General features: G+C 59.6%; 13 protein-coding genes and 1 pseudogene. 2 read left to right on the top strand and 12 right to left on the bottom strand.

Going from position 1 to position 16,343, the window contains the following annotated elements; all coding sequences use genetic code 11:
• Positions 1-132: 132 nt before the first annotated feature.
• From OP498_RS07635 to OP498_RS07650, 4 genes are read right to left on the bottom strand one after another with little or no spacing between them, the layout of a single operon-like run.
• Positions 133-507, bottom strand: a complete 375-nt coding sequence (locus OP498_RS07635; RefSeq protein WP_112053167.1) for a hypothetical protein — start codon at positions 505-507, stop codon at positions 133-135.
• Positions 500-2,566: a TerB family tellurite resistance protein gene (locus OP498_RS07640; RefSeq protein WP_258395864.1), complete on the bottom strand. Its 2,067-nt coding sequence runs from the start codon at positions 2,564-2,566 to the stop codon at positions 500-502. Before OP498_RS07640 ends, OP498_RS07635 begins: the two co-directional genes overlap by 8 nt.
• A 2-nt stretch (positions 2,567-2,568) precedes the next feature.
• Positions 2,569-4,443, bottom strand: coding sequence for a hypothetical protein (locus OP498_RS07645; RefSeq protein ID WP_146742454.1), 1,875 nt, complete (start codon positions 4,441-4,443; stop codon positions 2,569-2,571).
• On the bottom strand, positions 4,430-5,875 hold the full coding sequence (locus tag OP498_RS07650) for a site-specific integrase (protein ID WP_146742455.1): 1,446 nt from the start codon (positions 5,873-5,875) through the stop codon (positions 4,430-4,432). Before OP498_RS07650 ends, OP498_RS07645 begins: the two co-directional genes overlap by 14 nt.
• Positions 5,876-5,955: 80 nt before the next feature.
• Between OP498_RS07650 and OP498_RS07655 the strand changes: the two are divergent.
• Together OP498_RS07655 and OP498_RS18585 are read left to right on the top strand one after the other, a co-directional pair.
• A pseudogene (locus OP498_RS07655) lies at positions 5,956-6,912 on the top strand (Y-family DNA polymerase); the annotation flags it as partial.
• A 57-nt stretch (positions 6,913-6,969) separates the two neighbouring features.
• Positions 6,970-7,125: a DUF4113 domain-containing protein gene (locus OP498_RS18585; RefSeq protein ID WP_348533479.1), complete on the top strand. Its 156-nt coding sequence runs from the start codon at positions 6,970-6,972 to the stop codon at positions 7,123-7,125.
• A 109-nt stretch (positions 7,126-7,234) separates the two neighbouring features.
• Here the strand turns inward: OP498_RS18585 and OP498_RS07660 are convergent, their stop codons facing one another.
• From OP498_RS07660 to OP498_RS07695, 8 genes are all read right to left on the bottom strand, one after another.
• Positions 7,235-8,449, bottom strand: a complete 1,215-nt coding sequence (locus tag OP498_RS07660; protein ID WP_280553140.1) for an MFS transporter — start codon at positions 8,447-8,449, stop codon at positions 7,235-7,237.
• A 6-nt stretch (positions 8,450-8,455) separates the two neighbouring features.
• Positions 8,456-9,388: a hydroxymethylglutaryl-CoA lyase gene (locus tag OP498_RS07665; RefSeq protein ID WP_280546168.1), complete on the bottom strand. Its 933-nt coding sequence runs from the start codon at positions 9,386-9,388 to the stop codon at positions 8,456-8,458.
• Positions 9,389-9,405: 17 nt separating this feature from the next.
• Positions 9,406-11,343, bottom strand: coding sequence for an aconitate hydratase (locus OP498_RS07670; RefSeq protein ID WP_280553141.1), 1,938 nt, complete (start codon positions 11,341-11,343; stop codon positions 9,406-9,408).
• Entirely contained in the window at positions 11,336-11,857 is a 522-nt protein-coding gene (locus OP498_RS07675) for a TRAP transporter small permease (RefSeq protein WP_280553142.1), read from the bottom strand. The genes OP498_RS07670 and OP498_RS07675 overlap by 8 nt, the downstream gene beginning before the upstream one ends.
• An 11-nt stretch (positions 11,858-11,868) precedes the next feature.
• Positions 11,869-12,915: a TRAP transporter substrate-binding protein DctP gene (gene dctP, locus OP498_RS07680; RefSeq protein WP_280553143.1), complete on the bottom strand. Its 1,047-nt coding sequence runs from the start codon at positions 12,913-12,915 to the stop codon at positions 11,869-11,871.
• Between the two features lie 97 nt (positions 12,916-13,012).
• The gene (locus OP498_RS07685; protein WP_280553144.1) at positions 13,013-14,302 is read right to left on the bottom strand and encodes a TRAP transporter large permease; all 1,290 of its coding nucleotides are present in this window, start codon (positions 14,300-14,302) and stop codon (positions 13,013-13,015) included.
• A 13-nt stretch (positions 14,303-14,315) separates the two neighbouring features.
• Entirely contained in the window at positions 14,316-15,533 is a 1,218-nt protein-coding gene (locus tag OP498_RS07690; protein WP_280553145.1) for a CaiB/BaiF CoA-transferase family protein, read from the bottom strand.
• 24 nt (positions 15,534-15,557) lie between these two features.
• Positions 15,558-16,277, bottom strand: coding sequence for a GntR family transcriptional regulator (locus OP498_RS07695; protein ID WP_280553146.1), 720 nt, complete (start codon positions 16,275-16,277; stop codon positions 15,558-15,560).
• Positions 16,278-16,343 lie beyond the last annotated feature (66 nt).

Consider the following 16,343-nt stretch of genomic DNA (forward strand, 5'->3'; position numbering starts at 1 on the left):
AGGGATTTCAATAACCCCCCTCTGCCTTGTGATCAACCAACTAATCCGCTGAGGGTACTGTTTGTCTCATACTGTGATCATTAGAAAATCAACCACTTAATCCGGATACCCATAATTTCTTAACGGATCTTGCTAGCGAATCTTTTCCACCTTTCCCTTCAAGAGCAAAGCTCTCTCTTCTTTTAACTCATGATTTTCATGAAGCAGAGATATCTCCCTTTGAAGAGCCTCTTCCCAGAGGCTTTTATACTTTTTGGCCAACATCTTCGCCTCTCTTAACTCCTGGGCGCTTGACGTATCAGGCACTTTGCTTTTCCTCTTTGCTTGATTGATTTCATCAATAAGCGCTGAGTAAATAACCCTAGATTTTTTGATAGTGCCCTTTTTTCTACCCGCTTCAAGGGCTACTGAATCATTCGTGATTTTTGATCCTTTCGCAACACGGATGGGCTTATTCCTTTTAAGGCGATCAAGAGCAGCAAAGTATTCTGACAAAACTTCATCCATTTTCTGTCTCCCTGGATTCGACCTTTGAGTACATAGACTTAAGAATTTTCAACTCAGAAACTTCGGTTCTATATTCAACTGAGTCTTTATTAAGCTTTTCCAAAAATCTTTCTTGAGCACCTATAACTCTCCTGAGTTTAGACCCTTTGAGAATTGCCTTATCACAGCCAATGCATGCTGTAAGCGACCTAAGAGCCTTTCTATCGCAAGAATTCACAGCGATACAACCGCCCAATACGGTTTCTTGGTAGGCGATTTCTCCATTCTTAAACCTGCGCTCGATTACTTTCCTCTCTTCGGCCAGGATGTGACCATCTGCTCTAGCCGTAACCAAAGCCCCAGCAGCACCAAATAAGCGCTCATCTGAAAGAAGAACATCTGAAAGATAGGCAAGTGACTGAGCAATAGGCTGAGCGATTTGGTACTCCTTTATAAAGTGATCTTTAACTTCACTGAGCATATTTTTGGCGAAAGAACTTCCTTGAGAATAATATAAAGACATATCATTCGTTATATGCTTTAACTGCCTCCTTAAGGATGGAAGTGACACCATTCCAGAACAGGAAGCATAAAGTGCCAAAGAGCGCCTAAACTGATGACTCTTCAAAGGCCAGATACTACCAATGGAAAACTCACTTTCTTCTCTCCATGAGCGAAATGGGTCAATAGATTCAAGCTCAGATACGTCATTCTCAGTGATCTCGACATGAAGATAGGAAGCCCTTTTATATTCATTCGCGGACATCACCTGGGGTACCAAAACACCATCCTCTGGAAGAGGGATAAAATTAGTTCCTACGCCTGTATAGCCAGGAGTGATAAACAAGGGAGTTTCCAACATTTTTTTAGGCACTACATTTATAAACCTATAAACAAAATTTGCTAATTTTTGGGCAAGTCTTACCGCTCTGGCACCAGCATCGTTGGTTACCCATTTAGCATTTTTTTCTCCAAACTTTGTCGTTAATCCTTCGATCAGATAGAATCTATTCCTATTTCTAACTTGCACGTCTAGGCAATCGAATGGCAGGAATCGTGCTTCTTCATGACGCATTCCCGTAAAAATTTGGATAATGGTTTTGCAAAGGTACTGAATTTTCATAATTCCTGTTGCTAAACCATGAGGGCTTCGGCTGAATTCTATTTTTTCAAATAGTTCATCGAGTTCTTTTTCCTCGATTAAATCGTCCAAAGTTTTGTAAAGTCGAGCATCGACATAGGGTTTTCCAGCCTCTATCGCATGCTTGAGAAAACGATCATGCTGAACGAACATCTTGCCTTCTTTGCGGGCCTTGGTTTTTTGAGCATTATGTGTCAAACCCGTATAAGAATTGTCTTCATGTTTTTCTATAAGCCATATAAGATCATCCATCTTTGGCTCAATAATATCGAGAAAGCTACAACTATTCCGAATAATTTTTGAATAGATGCGCGAGGGGATAGGTGGGGTCTGACGGAGGCTTTTTCTGTATTCATACAAACTCGACAAAAAATCTGTTAATTTATTAACAGTACATATTTCAAACCCTAAAGCTTGAGGTCCCACTTTGAACAATGACTGGATAAGATTCTTTAAAGCAAAAAGAGTATCGCCTGAGACGGGTTGCCCTCTATCACCTTCAGCCATCTTTCCTAGAAGCTCATAACTTGATAACAACTGCTCTACACTAACATTCTGCTTATAGGCGAACTCGCCAATAAGTTTAAGAGCGGAGCTTATCTTGGTAATGCTTTTGGTAGAGTGTGCTTTTCTAGGGTGAAACCATATCAAGCAGAAGATAAGTCTCTTCAGAGAATCCAGTATCTCTCTATTTCTGAAATCAATGTCTCCGGATATCCAATAACCAAAATACAAAGCTGTTGGCCTATATTTAATGTCGTAGGCTCTAAAATCCCAGCAGTCGTCTTCAAATACTGATACTGGATTACCGGACCTATCGCGAGAGATAACGAACGAGGGTGTGGGATAATCCCCCAACCGGCCAATGAAATCATCCGGAGGCGTAATACCAACAGGAACAGTAATTTTCGACTGCCAAACCGTATTATTAACACTCAAAATTAAACCGCTCCCAGTTCGATTAACATTATAGCTTTATGCTCCCAGTACGGGTCTAATTCTTCTTTTTCAAAAACCTCATTTTCAATTCTTAAAACCATATCCTGGTGTTCTTTAGATCGCTCCTTGATATGGTTTATCAGTTCCCATATTCGATGGATAACAGAGCCAAACATTCGATCAAAGTCATCTATTGTACCGCTTAATGGTTTCCCAAGCTCAACCATATATAAGCAGCTTAATAACTTCCTTATATCCTTATCGTCAGCATGAACAGCATAATTCTCGCAAAACAAGCACCCTTCAGGCTGAACACAATTTGGGACTATTGAAGTATCAGCATTCGGCTTTGTTGGATCGCCCTGGCTTTTGCAAGATCCAACAGCACTCTCTATATATCCTAAACTAATATCTTCATCACGATCAGAAATAATAATCGCGCTACTAGAAAGATAATTTAGGAAGGCTCCCATTTGGTCAACATGTGTTGTGTGAGACCCTGCAGCGTAGTTATTTTTTACCACATACTCTGTATTTTGAAGAAGAGTTGCCGTGGTGGAGATATCAGAGTTAGAGATTAGCCAATCGGATTTTGCAGCTCGCCACTCACTAGGCATGACAAGGCTTGCTGGGACACCTAGCTTTTCGAATGCTCTGGTTACGGGAAACATAGTTTCTTGCGCTTTAAGGCCCGTAAGTATCAGTGCATCAGACTCTACTACTTCAGCAAGATACTTTCTCATTTTTATGTATTTTTTGAACTTCTTGACAAACTTATTTTGGATCTCAAAGCTTACCTTTCTATTGCCAGCTCGAAACTTTACTGCTTTAAATCCGTATCGCTCTTTCTTTAGCTCATAGTCTTCGCTCCATTTAAGGTTAAAAACCTGAGCACTATTCATCCCAGTATTAGCCAAAAACAGGGTAGCAAAAGATAACGTCGCCAAACGAGCCAGCTGAATTCTTGAATGATGAAAATATTTCTTATTTGTTTTTGTAAGTGCCGATAGTGCTTTATGGTAATTATTCTTTACGATTCCGCTGGCGTTTCCGTAAGCTCGTTCATATTCCTCAGGAGTCCTGAGGCGGCCCTCACGACGATTAATGAATCTAGAATTCCTGTAATCGGCCACTGATCCATACTTATCAAGTTCTTTATAGAAGAACGAGTACGAGGGGAAAACCCACTGATCAGGCTCAGGAAGACCTATACACTTGGGGAAACTAATGTGGAAAGGATAGTCTTCTTTATTCATTATAAAATCTGAAATTCTCTCAAACAGAGCGTCACAGACTGAAAGTGAGATTGACTGTCTATCTTCCGATGGAGGTTCGCGAGACTCTGAGTCATTTCTTGTGTAAAGCTCATTGACTCCTGAGTTAATATCACCATAGTCCATGGTATATGATAGCAAGTCTCTTGCGGCTGCTTGATAAGGAACTGCCGTGCCTGTCTTTAACTTATATGTATTTACCTGCTCATGCAAATATCTTACGAATCCTACATAGGCTTTTTTAGCATTTTCTTTGCTATGATGAAATTCATCATGCCCGCTTTCATCACACCAAGTTATGAATTTACAGCAAGACCTAAACAAACCGCTTAGTGATATTCCTTTTCTAGAATCATACATTACCAAATTATCGAAATAAGAAATAACTTCATGGACATAAGAGATGCGGTCTTCCATTAAGCTATCAATAACCACAAAGCGTTTTTGCGTTGTCAAGTACCTCCAAAAGTAACACATCCCCCCTACCCAAATCTTCTGGTTATCCTCGGTAACCAGTATGGCTTTGCTTGGGTCTATTATGCTTGATCCTCTTAATGGAAGCTTATATTCTTTCTCTATCTCCTTAAAATTAGTAAATTTCACTGATATCACCCACAGCATTCATCAACTTCTCAAGGTGGGTTTCATAACCTTTCTGGGTATCCCTGACCATTTTGATATTATATTCATGATTCAAGTACAGGTCGGTCGTCTCTAATTTTTCATGACCCATAGCTGATCTAACAAAGTCTCTAGCTTGGTGTAGAGTAATCACTCCTAACTGGACTTCTCGAAGCTTCATCTCTGTGAGGTTCATTCCAAACGTGGCTCTCAAGTCATGAAACTTGTATCTATAATTGCTATCATTAAGTCTAAGTCGCATCAGTGGCAAAACATGCTGGGAGATAAACTGCCTTACTAACGCGCCATCCCTAGCACGCCTTTTCGTATTACTTGGGTCGAAATTTGAAAGATCAGATTTTGAATCGTAATAAGGACTTCCTCGGTTTGTTAGGAATACATTTACTTTTTCCTTGTCGCCTTTATACTTTTCCCTTCTGCTTGCTGCCCTTTCACTACTTATATACACTCTTAATTTATTAAAAAGCCAGACTGGGAATCTCAACACCATCCGCTTTCCATTTTTTGTATCGACCATAGTAGATGGACCAACTTTTATTCGAACCTCGTTACCGCTACTCAACCTGCTCTCAGTGAAGTGCCTATCCCTGAGAGTAAGGACTGTTTGTATTCGTGCACCGGTAAATAGGGAAATAAGGTGTATTAGCGTCATCTCTACATTCCCTAGCCTAGCAAGTATTCTTATTAGTTCTACCTGTTCATCAAGAGGTAACGGCCTTAATTCTCCTGCGTCATTGATTGAGTCTGAGTATGGATCATCAAATTTAGGCGATTTTATCGCTATATCAGTAGCAGCAACTTTCTTAGATTTTGCAGACCCGTACCGGTCGTTGATACTGATATAAGCATCATGCTCATCCCAAGGTGGGTTACTCAATGTAATCGCTGTTTCGCCTATAATCCAACGATAGAAGCCAAGGATTGAACTTACTCTGCGTGAAGCTGTAGTTGATGAAAGGTCACCAGCTTGTACGGATAAAACTAGAGAATTCCTATACCTATAGGTTGGTCTTAGCAACTTCCTTTTAGGGAACTCAAATGGGTCTAGCCCCTCATTTTCAAGGAATTTTTTATAATAAGACAAGTCGGAGGCGATGGAATGAAAGGTTGATATAGAGCCTTTTAAACCATTTTCAAATCGAGCTAGAAGGTATAGGTTTGCTTCCTTCCAAGGCGCATTAACCCCATTCAGTACAACTGGAAAATAGTTATATGAATAATCGTCAATTTTTTTATATTTCCCGCTATGATCCCCAAAGGGGCGTGAATAGTAAGTTGTTGACACACCACCACGGCTAGCAGGAATAATGTTTTTAATGGCATTCTGATCAGATTTCTGACACGTTTCCGTCAATATTAATGTTGGTAATATCAATACCTTAGATTTTTCCACTTTACCTTGCTCTCGGTCCATTTTCATTAAATCTACAGTAATGCAGAATCTAGTGCAAACCTACAGGTAACAACGACGGCTGCGTGGTGGCGCGCTCCAACGAGCTCAGGGCGCTGGGCGTGGCGATGGGCGCGCCGATGCACCTGCTGCCGCCGGCCATCCGCCGCCAGGCGGTGCTGCTCTCCAGCAACTATGCGCTCTACGGCGACATGAGCCGCCGGGTCAACCTGATCCTGGCCGAGTTTTCGCCGGACGTGGAGGCCTACTCCATCGACGAGAGCTTCGTGGGCTTTTCCGGCTTCGCCCCGGCCGGCCTGGAGGCGCATGCCCAGCGGCTGCGCGAGACGGTACGCCGCGATACCGGCATTCCCGTCTGCGTGGGGCTGGCGCCGACCCGGGTGCTGGCCAAGGTGGCCAACCGGGCGGCCAAGTCGCTCGCGGCCTACGAGGGCGTCTGCCTGCTCGAGGCCGAGGGGCCCGCCACCCGGGCGCTGCTCGAGGGGCTGCCGGTGACCGAGCTGTGGGGCGTGGCGCGACGCACCGCCGAACGCCTGGCGCTGATGGAGATCCACACCGCCTGGCAGCTGCGCCAGGCCGACCCCAAGCAGGTCCGCCGCCATTTCTCGGTGGTGCTGGAGCGCATCGTCTGGGAGCTGCGCGGCCGCCCGGCCATCGTCCTCGATGACCTCCATGAGCCGCGCCAGCGCATCATGGTCTCGCGCTCCTTCGGCCGGCTGACCGGCGCCTTCCCGGACCTGCAGGAGGCCGTGCGCCAGCACGCCGCCCGGGCCGCCGAGAAGCTGCGCGACCAGGGCAGCCAGGCCCGGGCGCTGATGGTTTTTGTGCGCAGCAACCCGCACCTGGCCGGCGAGCGCCAGTACCGCAACAGCGTGGTGGTGGCGTTACCGGCCCCCAGCGACGACAGCCGCGAGCTGCTCGAGGCCGCCGCCCGGGGGCTCGCGGCGATCTTCCTCGAGGGCGTGCGCTACCAGAAGTGCGGGGTGATGCTGCTCGACCTGGTGGAGGCCGACCGCCATCAGCTCTCGCTGCTGGCGCCACGCAGCGAGGCGGCGCGCGGGCGCAGCCAGCGGCTGATGGCGACGGTGGACCGGCTCAACCGCGAGATGGGCCGCGATACCGTGCGCTTCGGCCTGCCGCGCCGGGGCACCGCCTGGGCGCTGCGCTGCCAGCGGCGCACCTCGCGCTACACCACCCGCTGGGACGAGTTGATGCGGGTCAAGACGCGCTGAGAACGTGCCGCAAGCCGTGGTGGTGACGGCATCGTCAACGGCGCCTCCATTCCCGGGGACGTCGGCCAGTCGCAGGCCGGCGCCTGACCCGCCGGCAAGCCCTGAGGCGCTAGCCGTCGCCGCTCCCGCTCGTTGACCGCTCGGTTGCCTCGCGGCGGGCGGCGAGGCGGGCCTGTCGGATCAGCCACAGGCCGACCAGGGCGATGCCCGCGAGGACGGCGAAGACCGGCGTGTAGCGGCCGAACAGGCCGTGCAGTGCCGTGAACAGGGGGAGGCCGAGCAGCACGCCGCCATAGGTGAAGACCAGGCAGCCGCCGGCGGCATCGGCGATGCGCTCGGCCGGCGCCAGCTGGGTGATCTCGGCCATGAAGACGCCGTTCCAGCCCAGCGAGGAGAGGCTCAGCAGGCACAGCAGGCCAGTGACCAGCGGCCTGGGCCAGGCCGGCGTCATGGTGGCCACCAGCAGGGCGCCGACCGCGGTGGTGCAGGCGATCAGGGCGAGAGCGGTCAGGCGGTCGCCCAGCCGGTCGCCGACCCAGCCCCAGCCGATGCGCCCGACGATCCCGACGACCTGCACGCCGGACATCACCAGCCCCGCCTCGACCAGGCCGAAGGCCAGGTCCTCCACCAGCAGCGCCACGGTGAAGGCCGAGACCGATAGCTGGATCGCCGAGAAGCAGAGGCTGAGCAGCGCCACGTGGCGCAGCGAACGCTGCTGCCAAACGACGGCGAGCCCGGCGAAGGGGGTGGCCAGCCAGGGGGTGTGGGGGTCGCGCTGGTCGTCCCAGCGAGGCCGGGCGAGCTGCAGGGCGGCGATGCCGGCCAGGGCGAGGCCGGTGAGCACCAGCAGCCCCGCCTGCCAGCCGATCAGCAGCGCCAGGAAGGGGGCGCTGGCGCCGGCGATCACCCCGCCCAGGGGCACGCCGGACTGCTTGAGGGAGAAGATCAGCCCGCGTCGCCCGGGCGGGGTGAAGCGCACCAGCAGAAGGGAGGCCGAGGGGTTGGTCAGGCCATAGCCGAGGCCGGCCACCAGCGAGGCGACGGCGAAGCTCGGCAGGGTGGGGATGGCCAGCAGCCCGGCGCCGCCGCCCAGCAGGGCCAGCGAGAGCTGGCTGGTGCGGCAGGGGCCCAGGCGCCGGGTCAGGGGGCCACCCACCAGCGACGTCAGCATGGCGCCGGCGAAGATCAGGCTGACCTGCAGGCCCACCGTGGCCGAGGAGACCCCCAGGGCCCTGGCCACCTCCGGCGCGATGGCGGCGGGAAACAGCGCCACCAGCGAGGAGAAGGCCAGCACCAGGGTGGTGGCGAGCAGGACGACCGGCACGGCGGTTCAGGCTACCCGGTCCCTGGGCACTTGCCGCAGGTGGCTGGCGGTCTGTCCCCCGGGCAGGGCGGCGATGGCATCGGCCGCCGCCAGCAGCCGCGACAGGTCGATCCCGCTGTAGACCTGGCCCCCGTTGAGGGCGTAGACGAGGTCTTCCGTGGCCGTGTTGCCGGTGGCGCCGGGGGCGAAGGGGCAGCCGCCCAGCCCGGCGCAGGCGGTGTCCACCGTGGTGGCGCCGTGGTGGATGGCGAACAGCGCGTTGGCCACGCCCATGCCGTAGGTGTCGTGGCCATGGAAGGCCCAGGTCAGCCGCGGCCCCTGGTGTCGCGCGACCAGCTGGCGGAAGTGCTCGGCCACCTGGTAGGGCGTGGCGCGCCCGGTGGTGTCGCACAGCGCGACCTCCAGGTGGAGGTTCCCGCACAGGGCGCGAGCCCGGGAGAGCACGTCATCGACCTGGTGCCAGGCGATGGTGCCCTCGTAGGGGCAGTCGAAGCTGGTGCCCAGGTCGAGGCGCAGGCAGGCGTTGCCGTCGCGCTCGAGCAGCTCGACGATGCGGGCGAGGTCCTCGAGGGACTGGGCCACGCTGCGCCGCACGTTGGCCTGGTTGTGGGACTCGGAGACCGAGACCACGAAGACCAGCTCGCGAATGCCCTGGGCCAGGGCCAGCTCCGCGCCCCTGAGGTTGGGCACCAGGGCCGAGAAGCGCATGGCGGCCCGGTCGGAAAAGGCGGCGACCAGCGCCCCGGTATCGGCCATCTGCGGGATGGCCCGGGGGCTGACGAAGGAGCCGATCTCCATGCGCGTGACGCCGGCCTCGATCAGCAGCTGGATGCAGCGGATCTTCTCGTCCGTGGGCAGCGGCTCGCGGATCGACTGGAAACCGTCGCGCGGGGCGACCTCGACGATGTCCACCCGCTCGGGGGGCGTGAGTAGGGTCATGGCAGCGATCTCGTCGTTCATGGTGGGGAGGAGAGGTAGTTGATCACCCCGCCGGCGGCGAGGATCGCCTGCTGGCGGGGGCTGAGCTCATGGGTCAGGGCCAGGGGGCTGCCGTCGTCCAGGGTCGCGGTGACTTCGCGGCCGGCGGCGAGCTGCTCGCGCCAGCCCTCGATACGCACGCGGGTGCCCCGGGTCAGCCGCGCCCGGTCGGCCGGGTCGGCCAGGGTCAGCGGCAGCACGCCGAAGCAGGGCAGGTTCTGCCAGTGGATGCGGGCGATGCTCTCGGCGATCACCAGCTCAAGGCCCAGCAGGCGCGGCACCAGGGCGGCGTTCTCGCGGCTCGAGCCCTGGCCGTAGTTGGCGCCGCCGACGATGGCGTGGCCGGCCTCGCCCTGCTCGCGGGCGCGGCTGACGTAGTCGGGGTCGACGGCCTCGAAGAGGTGCTCCGCCGAGGCGTGGACATTGCTCCATAGCGGCAGTACCCGCGCGCCGGCGGGCATGATGTCGTCGGTGGAGACGTTGTCGCCCACCGCCAGCAGCACCGGCACCTCCAGGGTCGCGGGCAGCGGCGCGATCAACGGCAGCGGCGGGGTGTTGTCGGTGGCCAGCAGCGCGACGCCGCGGGCCTGGTCGGCGGGCAAGGGCGGCAGGAACCAGGCATCGTCGAGGGCCATGTCGGCGGGCTCGCGAGGCCGCGGGCAGGGCATGTCGAGGGTGCGCGGGTCGGTGATCACGCCCCCGAGCGCCGAGGCGGCGGCGGTCTCGGGGCTGCACAGGAAGACGCTGTCCTCGCGGGTGCCGGAGCGCCCGGGGAAGTTGCGCGGCACGGTGCGCAGGCTGTTGCGCCCCGCCGCCGGGGCCTGGCCCATGCCGATGCAGCCGTTGCAGCCGGGCTGGTGCAGGCGGGCACCGGCGGCGACCAGGGCGCCCAGGTGGCCCTCGTCGATCAGCGCGGCGAGGATCCGCCGGGTCGAGGGATTGATGTCCAGGGAGACGTTGCCGGCCACGTTTTTGCCCTTGACGATCTCGGCCACCACCGCGATATCGCGGTAGCCGGGATTGCCCGAGGAGCCGATGTAGGCCTGGTAGAGCGGTTGCCCCGCGACCTCGGCCACCGCCACCACCCGGTCGGGGCTGGAGGGCAGCGCGATCAACGGCTCGAGACGCGAGAGGTCGATTCGCTCGGTGCGATCGAAGCGACAGCCCGGATCGGCGGCCAGCGCCACCCAGTCGGCCTCGCGGCCCCGCGAGCGCAGGAAGTCGCGGGTCACCTCGTCGCTGGGAAAGACGCTCGACGTGGCGCCCATCTCGGTGCCCATGTTGGCCAGCACGTGGCGGTCCATGGCGTCGAGCGTGGCCAGGCCCGGCCCGTGGTACTCGAGGATGCAGTTCTTCGCCCCGGCGACTCCGTGGCGGCGCAGCAGTTCGAGGATCACGTCCTTGGCGCTCACCCAGTCGGGCAGCTCGCCCTCGAGGTGGACGCCGACGATCTCCGGCATCGGCAGGTAGAGCGGCTGGCCGGCCATGGCCATGGCCACCTCGATGCCGCCGGCACCGATGGCCAGCATTCCCAGCGCCCCGGCCGCGGTGGTGTGGCTGTCGCAGCCCACCAGGCTCTGGCCGGGCACACCGAAGCGCTCCATGTGCACCGGGTGGCTGATGCCGTTGCCCGGGCCGCTGTACCAGACCCCCAGGCGCTCGCAGGCGCTCTTCAGGAACAGATGGGAGTCGGCGTTGATGTTGTCCTGCTGGATCAGGGTGTGGTCGATGTACTGCACGCTGGGCGAGGTGTGCACCCGCTCGAGGCCCATGGCGTCGAGCTCGAGCATCACCAGGGTGCCGAGGATGTCCTGCAGCAGGGCCTGGTCCATGCGCAGGGCGATCTCGCGGCCGGGCACCATCTCGCCGCCCACCAGGTGGTCGCGAATCAGCTTGTGGCTCAGGGTGTCAGCCATGGGAGGTCGCCTCCTCGTCGTGGCCATGGCGCAGGCGCAACAGGGTGCAGCCGGCATCGATCAGGAACTGCAGGCCCAGGGCGGCGAAGCCGATGGGCAGCAGCGCATAGGGATAGACCATGGGGGTGCCCAGCGAGCTGGAGACCCGTTCGCTGTACTCCAGCGCCTGCAGGGCCATGATGCCGCCGCGCCACACCAGAATGGTGCAGAAGGCGACCCCCAGCAGCCCGGTGGCCAGGTCGATGGCACCGCGCAGGCGCCACGGCAGCTTGTCCTTGAAGTAGGTGATGCGGATATGGGCGTCGTGGCGCTGGGCCTCGGCGGCGCCGATCACGGCCAGGTAGACCAGCAGGAAGGAGTTGATCTCCAGACTCCAGCTGGTCGGGGCCGTGAAGACGTAGCGCATGATGGCGTCGTAGCAGATCGACGCCATCATGAACACCAGCACCGCCATCGACGTCCAGCGCAGGACGGCCAGCAGGCCGTCCCAGCCGCGCAGGGCAGTCATCGTCATGGCACTTTCCCTCAGGCCTCGCCCAGGGCCAGCGCGATGGCCCGGCTGCCGACCTCCTCGCCGACCTCGCCCTTCCAGTGGTCCCAGACGTCCTGGACGCCGGCATTGAAGGTCTCGAGGTCCTCCTCGGTGGGCTCGACGATCTCGACGCCGGCCTGCTCGACCTGGGGCCAGTATTCGTTGGGGTAGATGTCGTTGTTGCAGTGCTCGATGAAGTTGGCGTCGTACCAGTCGGCGGCCTTCTGCAGCACGGCACGGACGTCGTCGTCGAGGTTGTCCCAGGTATCGCGCAGCATGAAGGGCGCCACCGAGAAGCCGGTGATCGGTAGCTTGTAGCAGACCTTGAGCTGCTCCTGGAGGCTGCGGCCGATGACCGTCGAGATGTTGAAGACCCCCGCGTCCACGGTGCCCCGCTGGAGGGCCATGTAGGTCTCGGAGGAGGGAATGCGGGTGGCACCGATGTTGTAGGGCTCGAAGGCCTGGGTGGCCTCGAAGCCGACGATGCGCACCTTCTTGCCGCGCACCTCCTCGAGGCGGCGGATCGGGCTCGCCTCGGTACTCCACAGGTACTCCGGCTCGAGGATGCCGCCGCCGGAGGTGAGCATGTAGAGATTGTCCTCGGCCAGCACCTCATTGATCAGCGTCATCAGCGGGCTGCCCTGGCGCAGGCGCTCCGGGTGGCGGTAGAGCTCGCCGGCTACCCCGGGCAGGCCGGTGACACCGAGGATCGGGATCGAGCGGGTAACGTAGGAGAAGGTATGGAACATGAAGTCGATGCTGCGGGCACGCAGCGCCGGCAGCTGCTCGTCCACCTTCAGCAGCTGGCCGGAGTCGTAGAAGTCCACCGAGAGGGCATCGCCCCCGTGCTCCTTGAGCAACTCCACGAAGCGGTTGGAACCGTAGGTCAGCGCCTTGTAGGAATTGGGCAGGTAAGTGACGCCGGTGAGGGTGGTGGCGGCGTGGCTATACGGCGCCAGCAGGCTCTGGCTACCGAACAGGGTGGCGCCGGCGGTGGCGAAGGTGCCGTACTTGAGGACTTGGCGACGGGACAGAGTCATGGTGAATCTCCTGCTTGTTGTTGTGATGGACCGTTGTGACGGTCGGTTGTGACGGTCGGTTGTGACGGTTCACGTCACTGACGTTGACACACCGGGGCTACATCAGCCCCGGCAACCACAGGCTGAGGCCGGGGAAGAACACGAACAGCATCAGCACGAGGAACTGCACGGCGACGAAGGGCAGGGCGCTTCTGATGATCTCCTCCACCGAGAGCTCGGGGCAGACCCCGCGCAGCGCGTAGAGGTTGAGCCCCACCGGTGGGGTGACCACGGCAATCTCGAGGTTGAGCACCATGACGATGCCGAACCACAGCGGGTCATAGCCCAGGGCGGTGATCAGCGGCAGCAGCACCGGGGTGGTCACCACGATCAGCGACACGGCGTCGACGATCATGCCGAGCAGGATCAGCAGCAGCATCACTGCCACCAGGATCGCCCAGGCGGGCAGGCCGGTGGCGGTGAGCGCCTCGGTGAGCAGCTGCGGGACCCGCACCATGTTGAGGTAGTCGCCGAAGATCTTGGCGCAGCCGATGATCAGCAGGATGGCGCCGCTGATCCGGGCGGTGGTGGCGAGGATCGACAGGAACGTCTTCCAGCTGAGGCTGCGAAACACCACCGTGGCGATCAGGAAGGCGCCGGCGGCGCCGATGCCGGCCGCCTCGCTGGGGGTGGCCAGGCCCGAGTAGATGGAGCCCAGCACCGCCACCACCAGCAAGCCGGCGTGCCAGATATTGGCCAGGCTCGCCCAGCGCTGGCGCCAGGTGAAGCGCTCCTCGCTGGCCGGCGCCTCGGCCGGGTTGAGGCGCACGCGAATGTAGATGAACAGCGACAGCGCCAGCGCCAGCACGATGCCGGGCACGATGCCGCCGATGAACAGGTCGGCCACCGAGACGCTGGAGACCGCGCCGTAGATGATGAAGGGCACGCTGGGCGGGATCAGCATGGCGAGAGCCCCGGCGCTGACCACGGCGCCGGCGGCCAGCGAACGGCTGTAGCCGCGCGCCAGCATCTGCGGCACGGCGATGGAGCCCACCGCGGCGACGCCGGCCAGGCTCACGCCGGAGACGGCCCCGAACATCGCCGACGCCCCCACCGAGGAGATCGCCAGGCTGCCACGCAGCCAGTTGAGCCAGCGCACCGCGGCGGTGAACAGGCTCGAGCCCACCGGGGTGGCGCCCAGGAAGTTGCCCATCAGGATGAACAGCGGCAGGGCGATCAGCTCGAAGGCGTTGAGCTGGCCGAACAGCGACGAGGGCGCGAAGAAGAAGGCCAGCGAGCCGCGGGCCATGTAGAGCCCGACCAGGCCGGAGAGGCCGAGGGCCAGGAAGATCGGGAAGCCGATGGTGATCAGCACGACCAGCACGACCAGCACGATGATGGGATCCATGGGGGCGGTGTCCTCAGATCACGCCGTCGGCGCGCAGGGCGTCGAGGGCCTCGGGTGCCAGACCCAGCCAGCCGGTGAGCACCTGCTCGGTGTGCTCACCCAGTGCCGGCCCTACCTCGCGGACGCGTCCCGGCGTGTCGGAGAGCCGCGGGAAGACGTTCTGCATGGGTAGCGGGCGGCCGTGGCGGTCGGGCACCTCGACGATCGACCCCCGGGCCTGGAAGTGCGGGTCATCGAGCATGTCTGGCGCACGGTAGACGAGCCCCGCCGGGACGCCGGCCTCGGCCAGGATGTCGACCACCTGCTGGGCATCGTGCTCGCGTGTCCAGGCGGCGACCAGGTCATCGATGGCCGCCTGATGCTCGCCGCGGGCGCGGTGGGTGGCGTAGTCGGGGTGGTCGGCGAGGCGCGGCTGGCCCATCGCCTCGCAGAGGCGGCGGAACACCGTGTCCTGGTTGGCGCCGATGATCACGTCGCGGCCATCGCGTGCCGGATAGGCGTTGGAGGGGGCGATCTTGGGCAGGAAGCTGCCGCTGCGCTCGCGCACCTTGCAGGCGCGGGCGTACTCGGGGACCAGGCTCTCCATCATCGCCAGCACCGACTCGAAGATCGAGCTGTCGACCACCTGGCCGCGGCCGCTGCGGTCGCGCTGGTGCAGGGCCATCATGGTGCCGAGTGCCGCGTGCAGGCCGGCCAGGGTATCGCCCAGCGAGATGCCCACGCGCACCGGCGGGCGGTCCGGGTAGCCGCTCAGGTGGCGCAGGCCCCCCATGGCCTCGCACACCGAGGCGAAGCCGGCCCGCGAGGCGTAGGGGCCGTCCTGGCCGAAGCCGGTGACGCGCACCATCACCAGGCCCGGGTTGTGCCGCGAGAGCTCATCGTAGCCGAGCCCCCAACGCTCCATGGTGCCGGGGCGGAAGTTCTCGATGATGACGTCGGCCTGGCTGGCCAGCTCGCGCAGCAGCTCCTGGCCGCGGGGCTGTCGCAGGTCCAGGGTCAGCGACTGCTTGTTGCGGCCGATGACGTTCCACCACAGCGGTTCGCCGGTGTCGCGGTCGGCCTCGCCCCACTGGCGCATGGCGTCGCCCTTGCCGGGCGGCTCGACCTTGATCACCTGGGCGCCGAAGTCGGCCAGTACCTGGCCACAGTAGGGGCCGGCGATCAGCTGGCCCAGCTCGAGGACCTTGATGTCGCTGAGGGGCGTCGGGGATTGGGTATCGTGCGGCGTCATTGTTGTTGTGGTGCCTCTTGGGTGTCAGTGGGGGGAGGTCCCCGGCGGGGCGCCGTCGGGGACGTCGGTTGACCGGACATGCAGGGCCTGGGCGGCCAGCAGGTGGGCGCGCATCACGTGCTCAGCCCACTCGGGGCTGCCGGCGACGATGGCCTCGAGGATCTCGCGGTGATGGCGCATGCTGCGGCGCAGGTTGGTGAGGTCGTAGTTGCCGAAGTTGCGACGGATCACCGAGGTGCGCACCACGCTCTCCAGCACGCTGGCCAGGCGCTGGTTGTCGCTGGCCAGCACCAGCTCGCGGTGAAACTCGTGGTTGAGGAAGGCGATCTCGTTGCGCACGCCGGGGTCGGTCTCGACGCGCTCGGTCAGGGCCTCCATGCGCTCGGCCAGTGACGCCAGGTGGTCCAGCCGTGACCGGTCCAGGCGCTCGCTGGCCAGCCGTACCGCCATGGGTTCCAGCACCAGGCGCAGCTCGAAGACCTCGCGGGCGTCCTTGTCGGTCCAGGCGACCACCCGGGCGCCATGGTGGGGGATCGCCTCGAGCCAGCCCTCGGAAACCAGTTCCCGCAGCGCCTCGCGCACCGGCGTGCGGCTCACCGCGAGCTCGCGGGCCACGCTCGCCTCGCGGATGTAGTCGTGGGGCCGGTAGCTGCCGTCGAGGATGCGCTGCTTGAGCGCCTCGTGGACCTGGGCGGTGGCCGTTCTGGCGACGGGGGCGGCATCGAGGTGTCGGCTAGTGCTCACGGCGGAAGTCCTGGATTGCATGCAATCTGTAAGATAGAAGAGAAACAGGGTGCCGTATTACTAGAC

Source organism: Halomonas sp. 25-S5, from assembly GCF_029889845.1.
Classification (GTDB): domain Bacteria; phylum Pseudomonadota; class Gammaproteobacteria; order Pseudomonadales; family Halomonadaceae; genus Halomonas.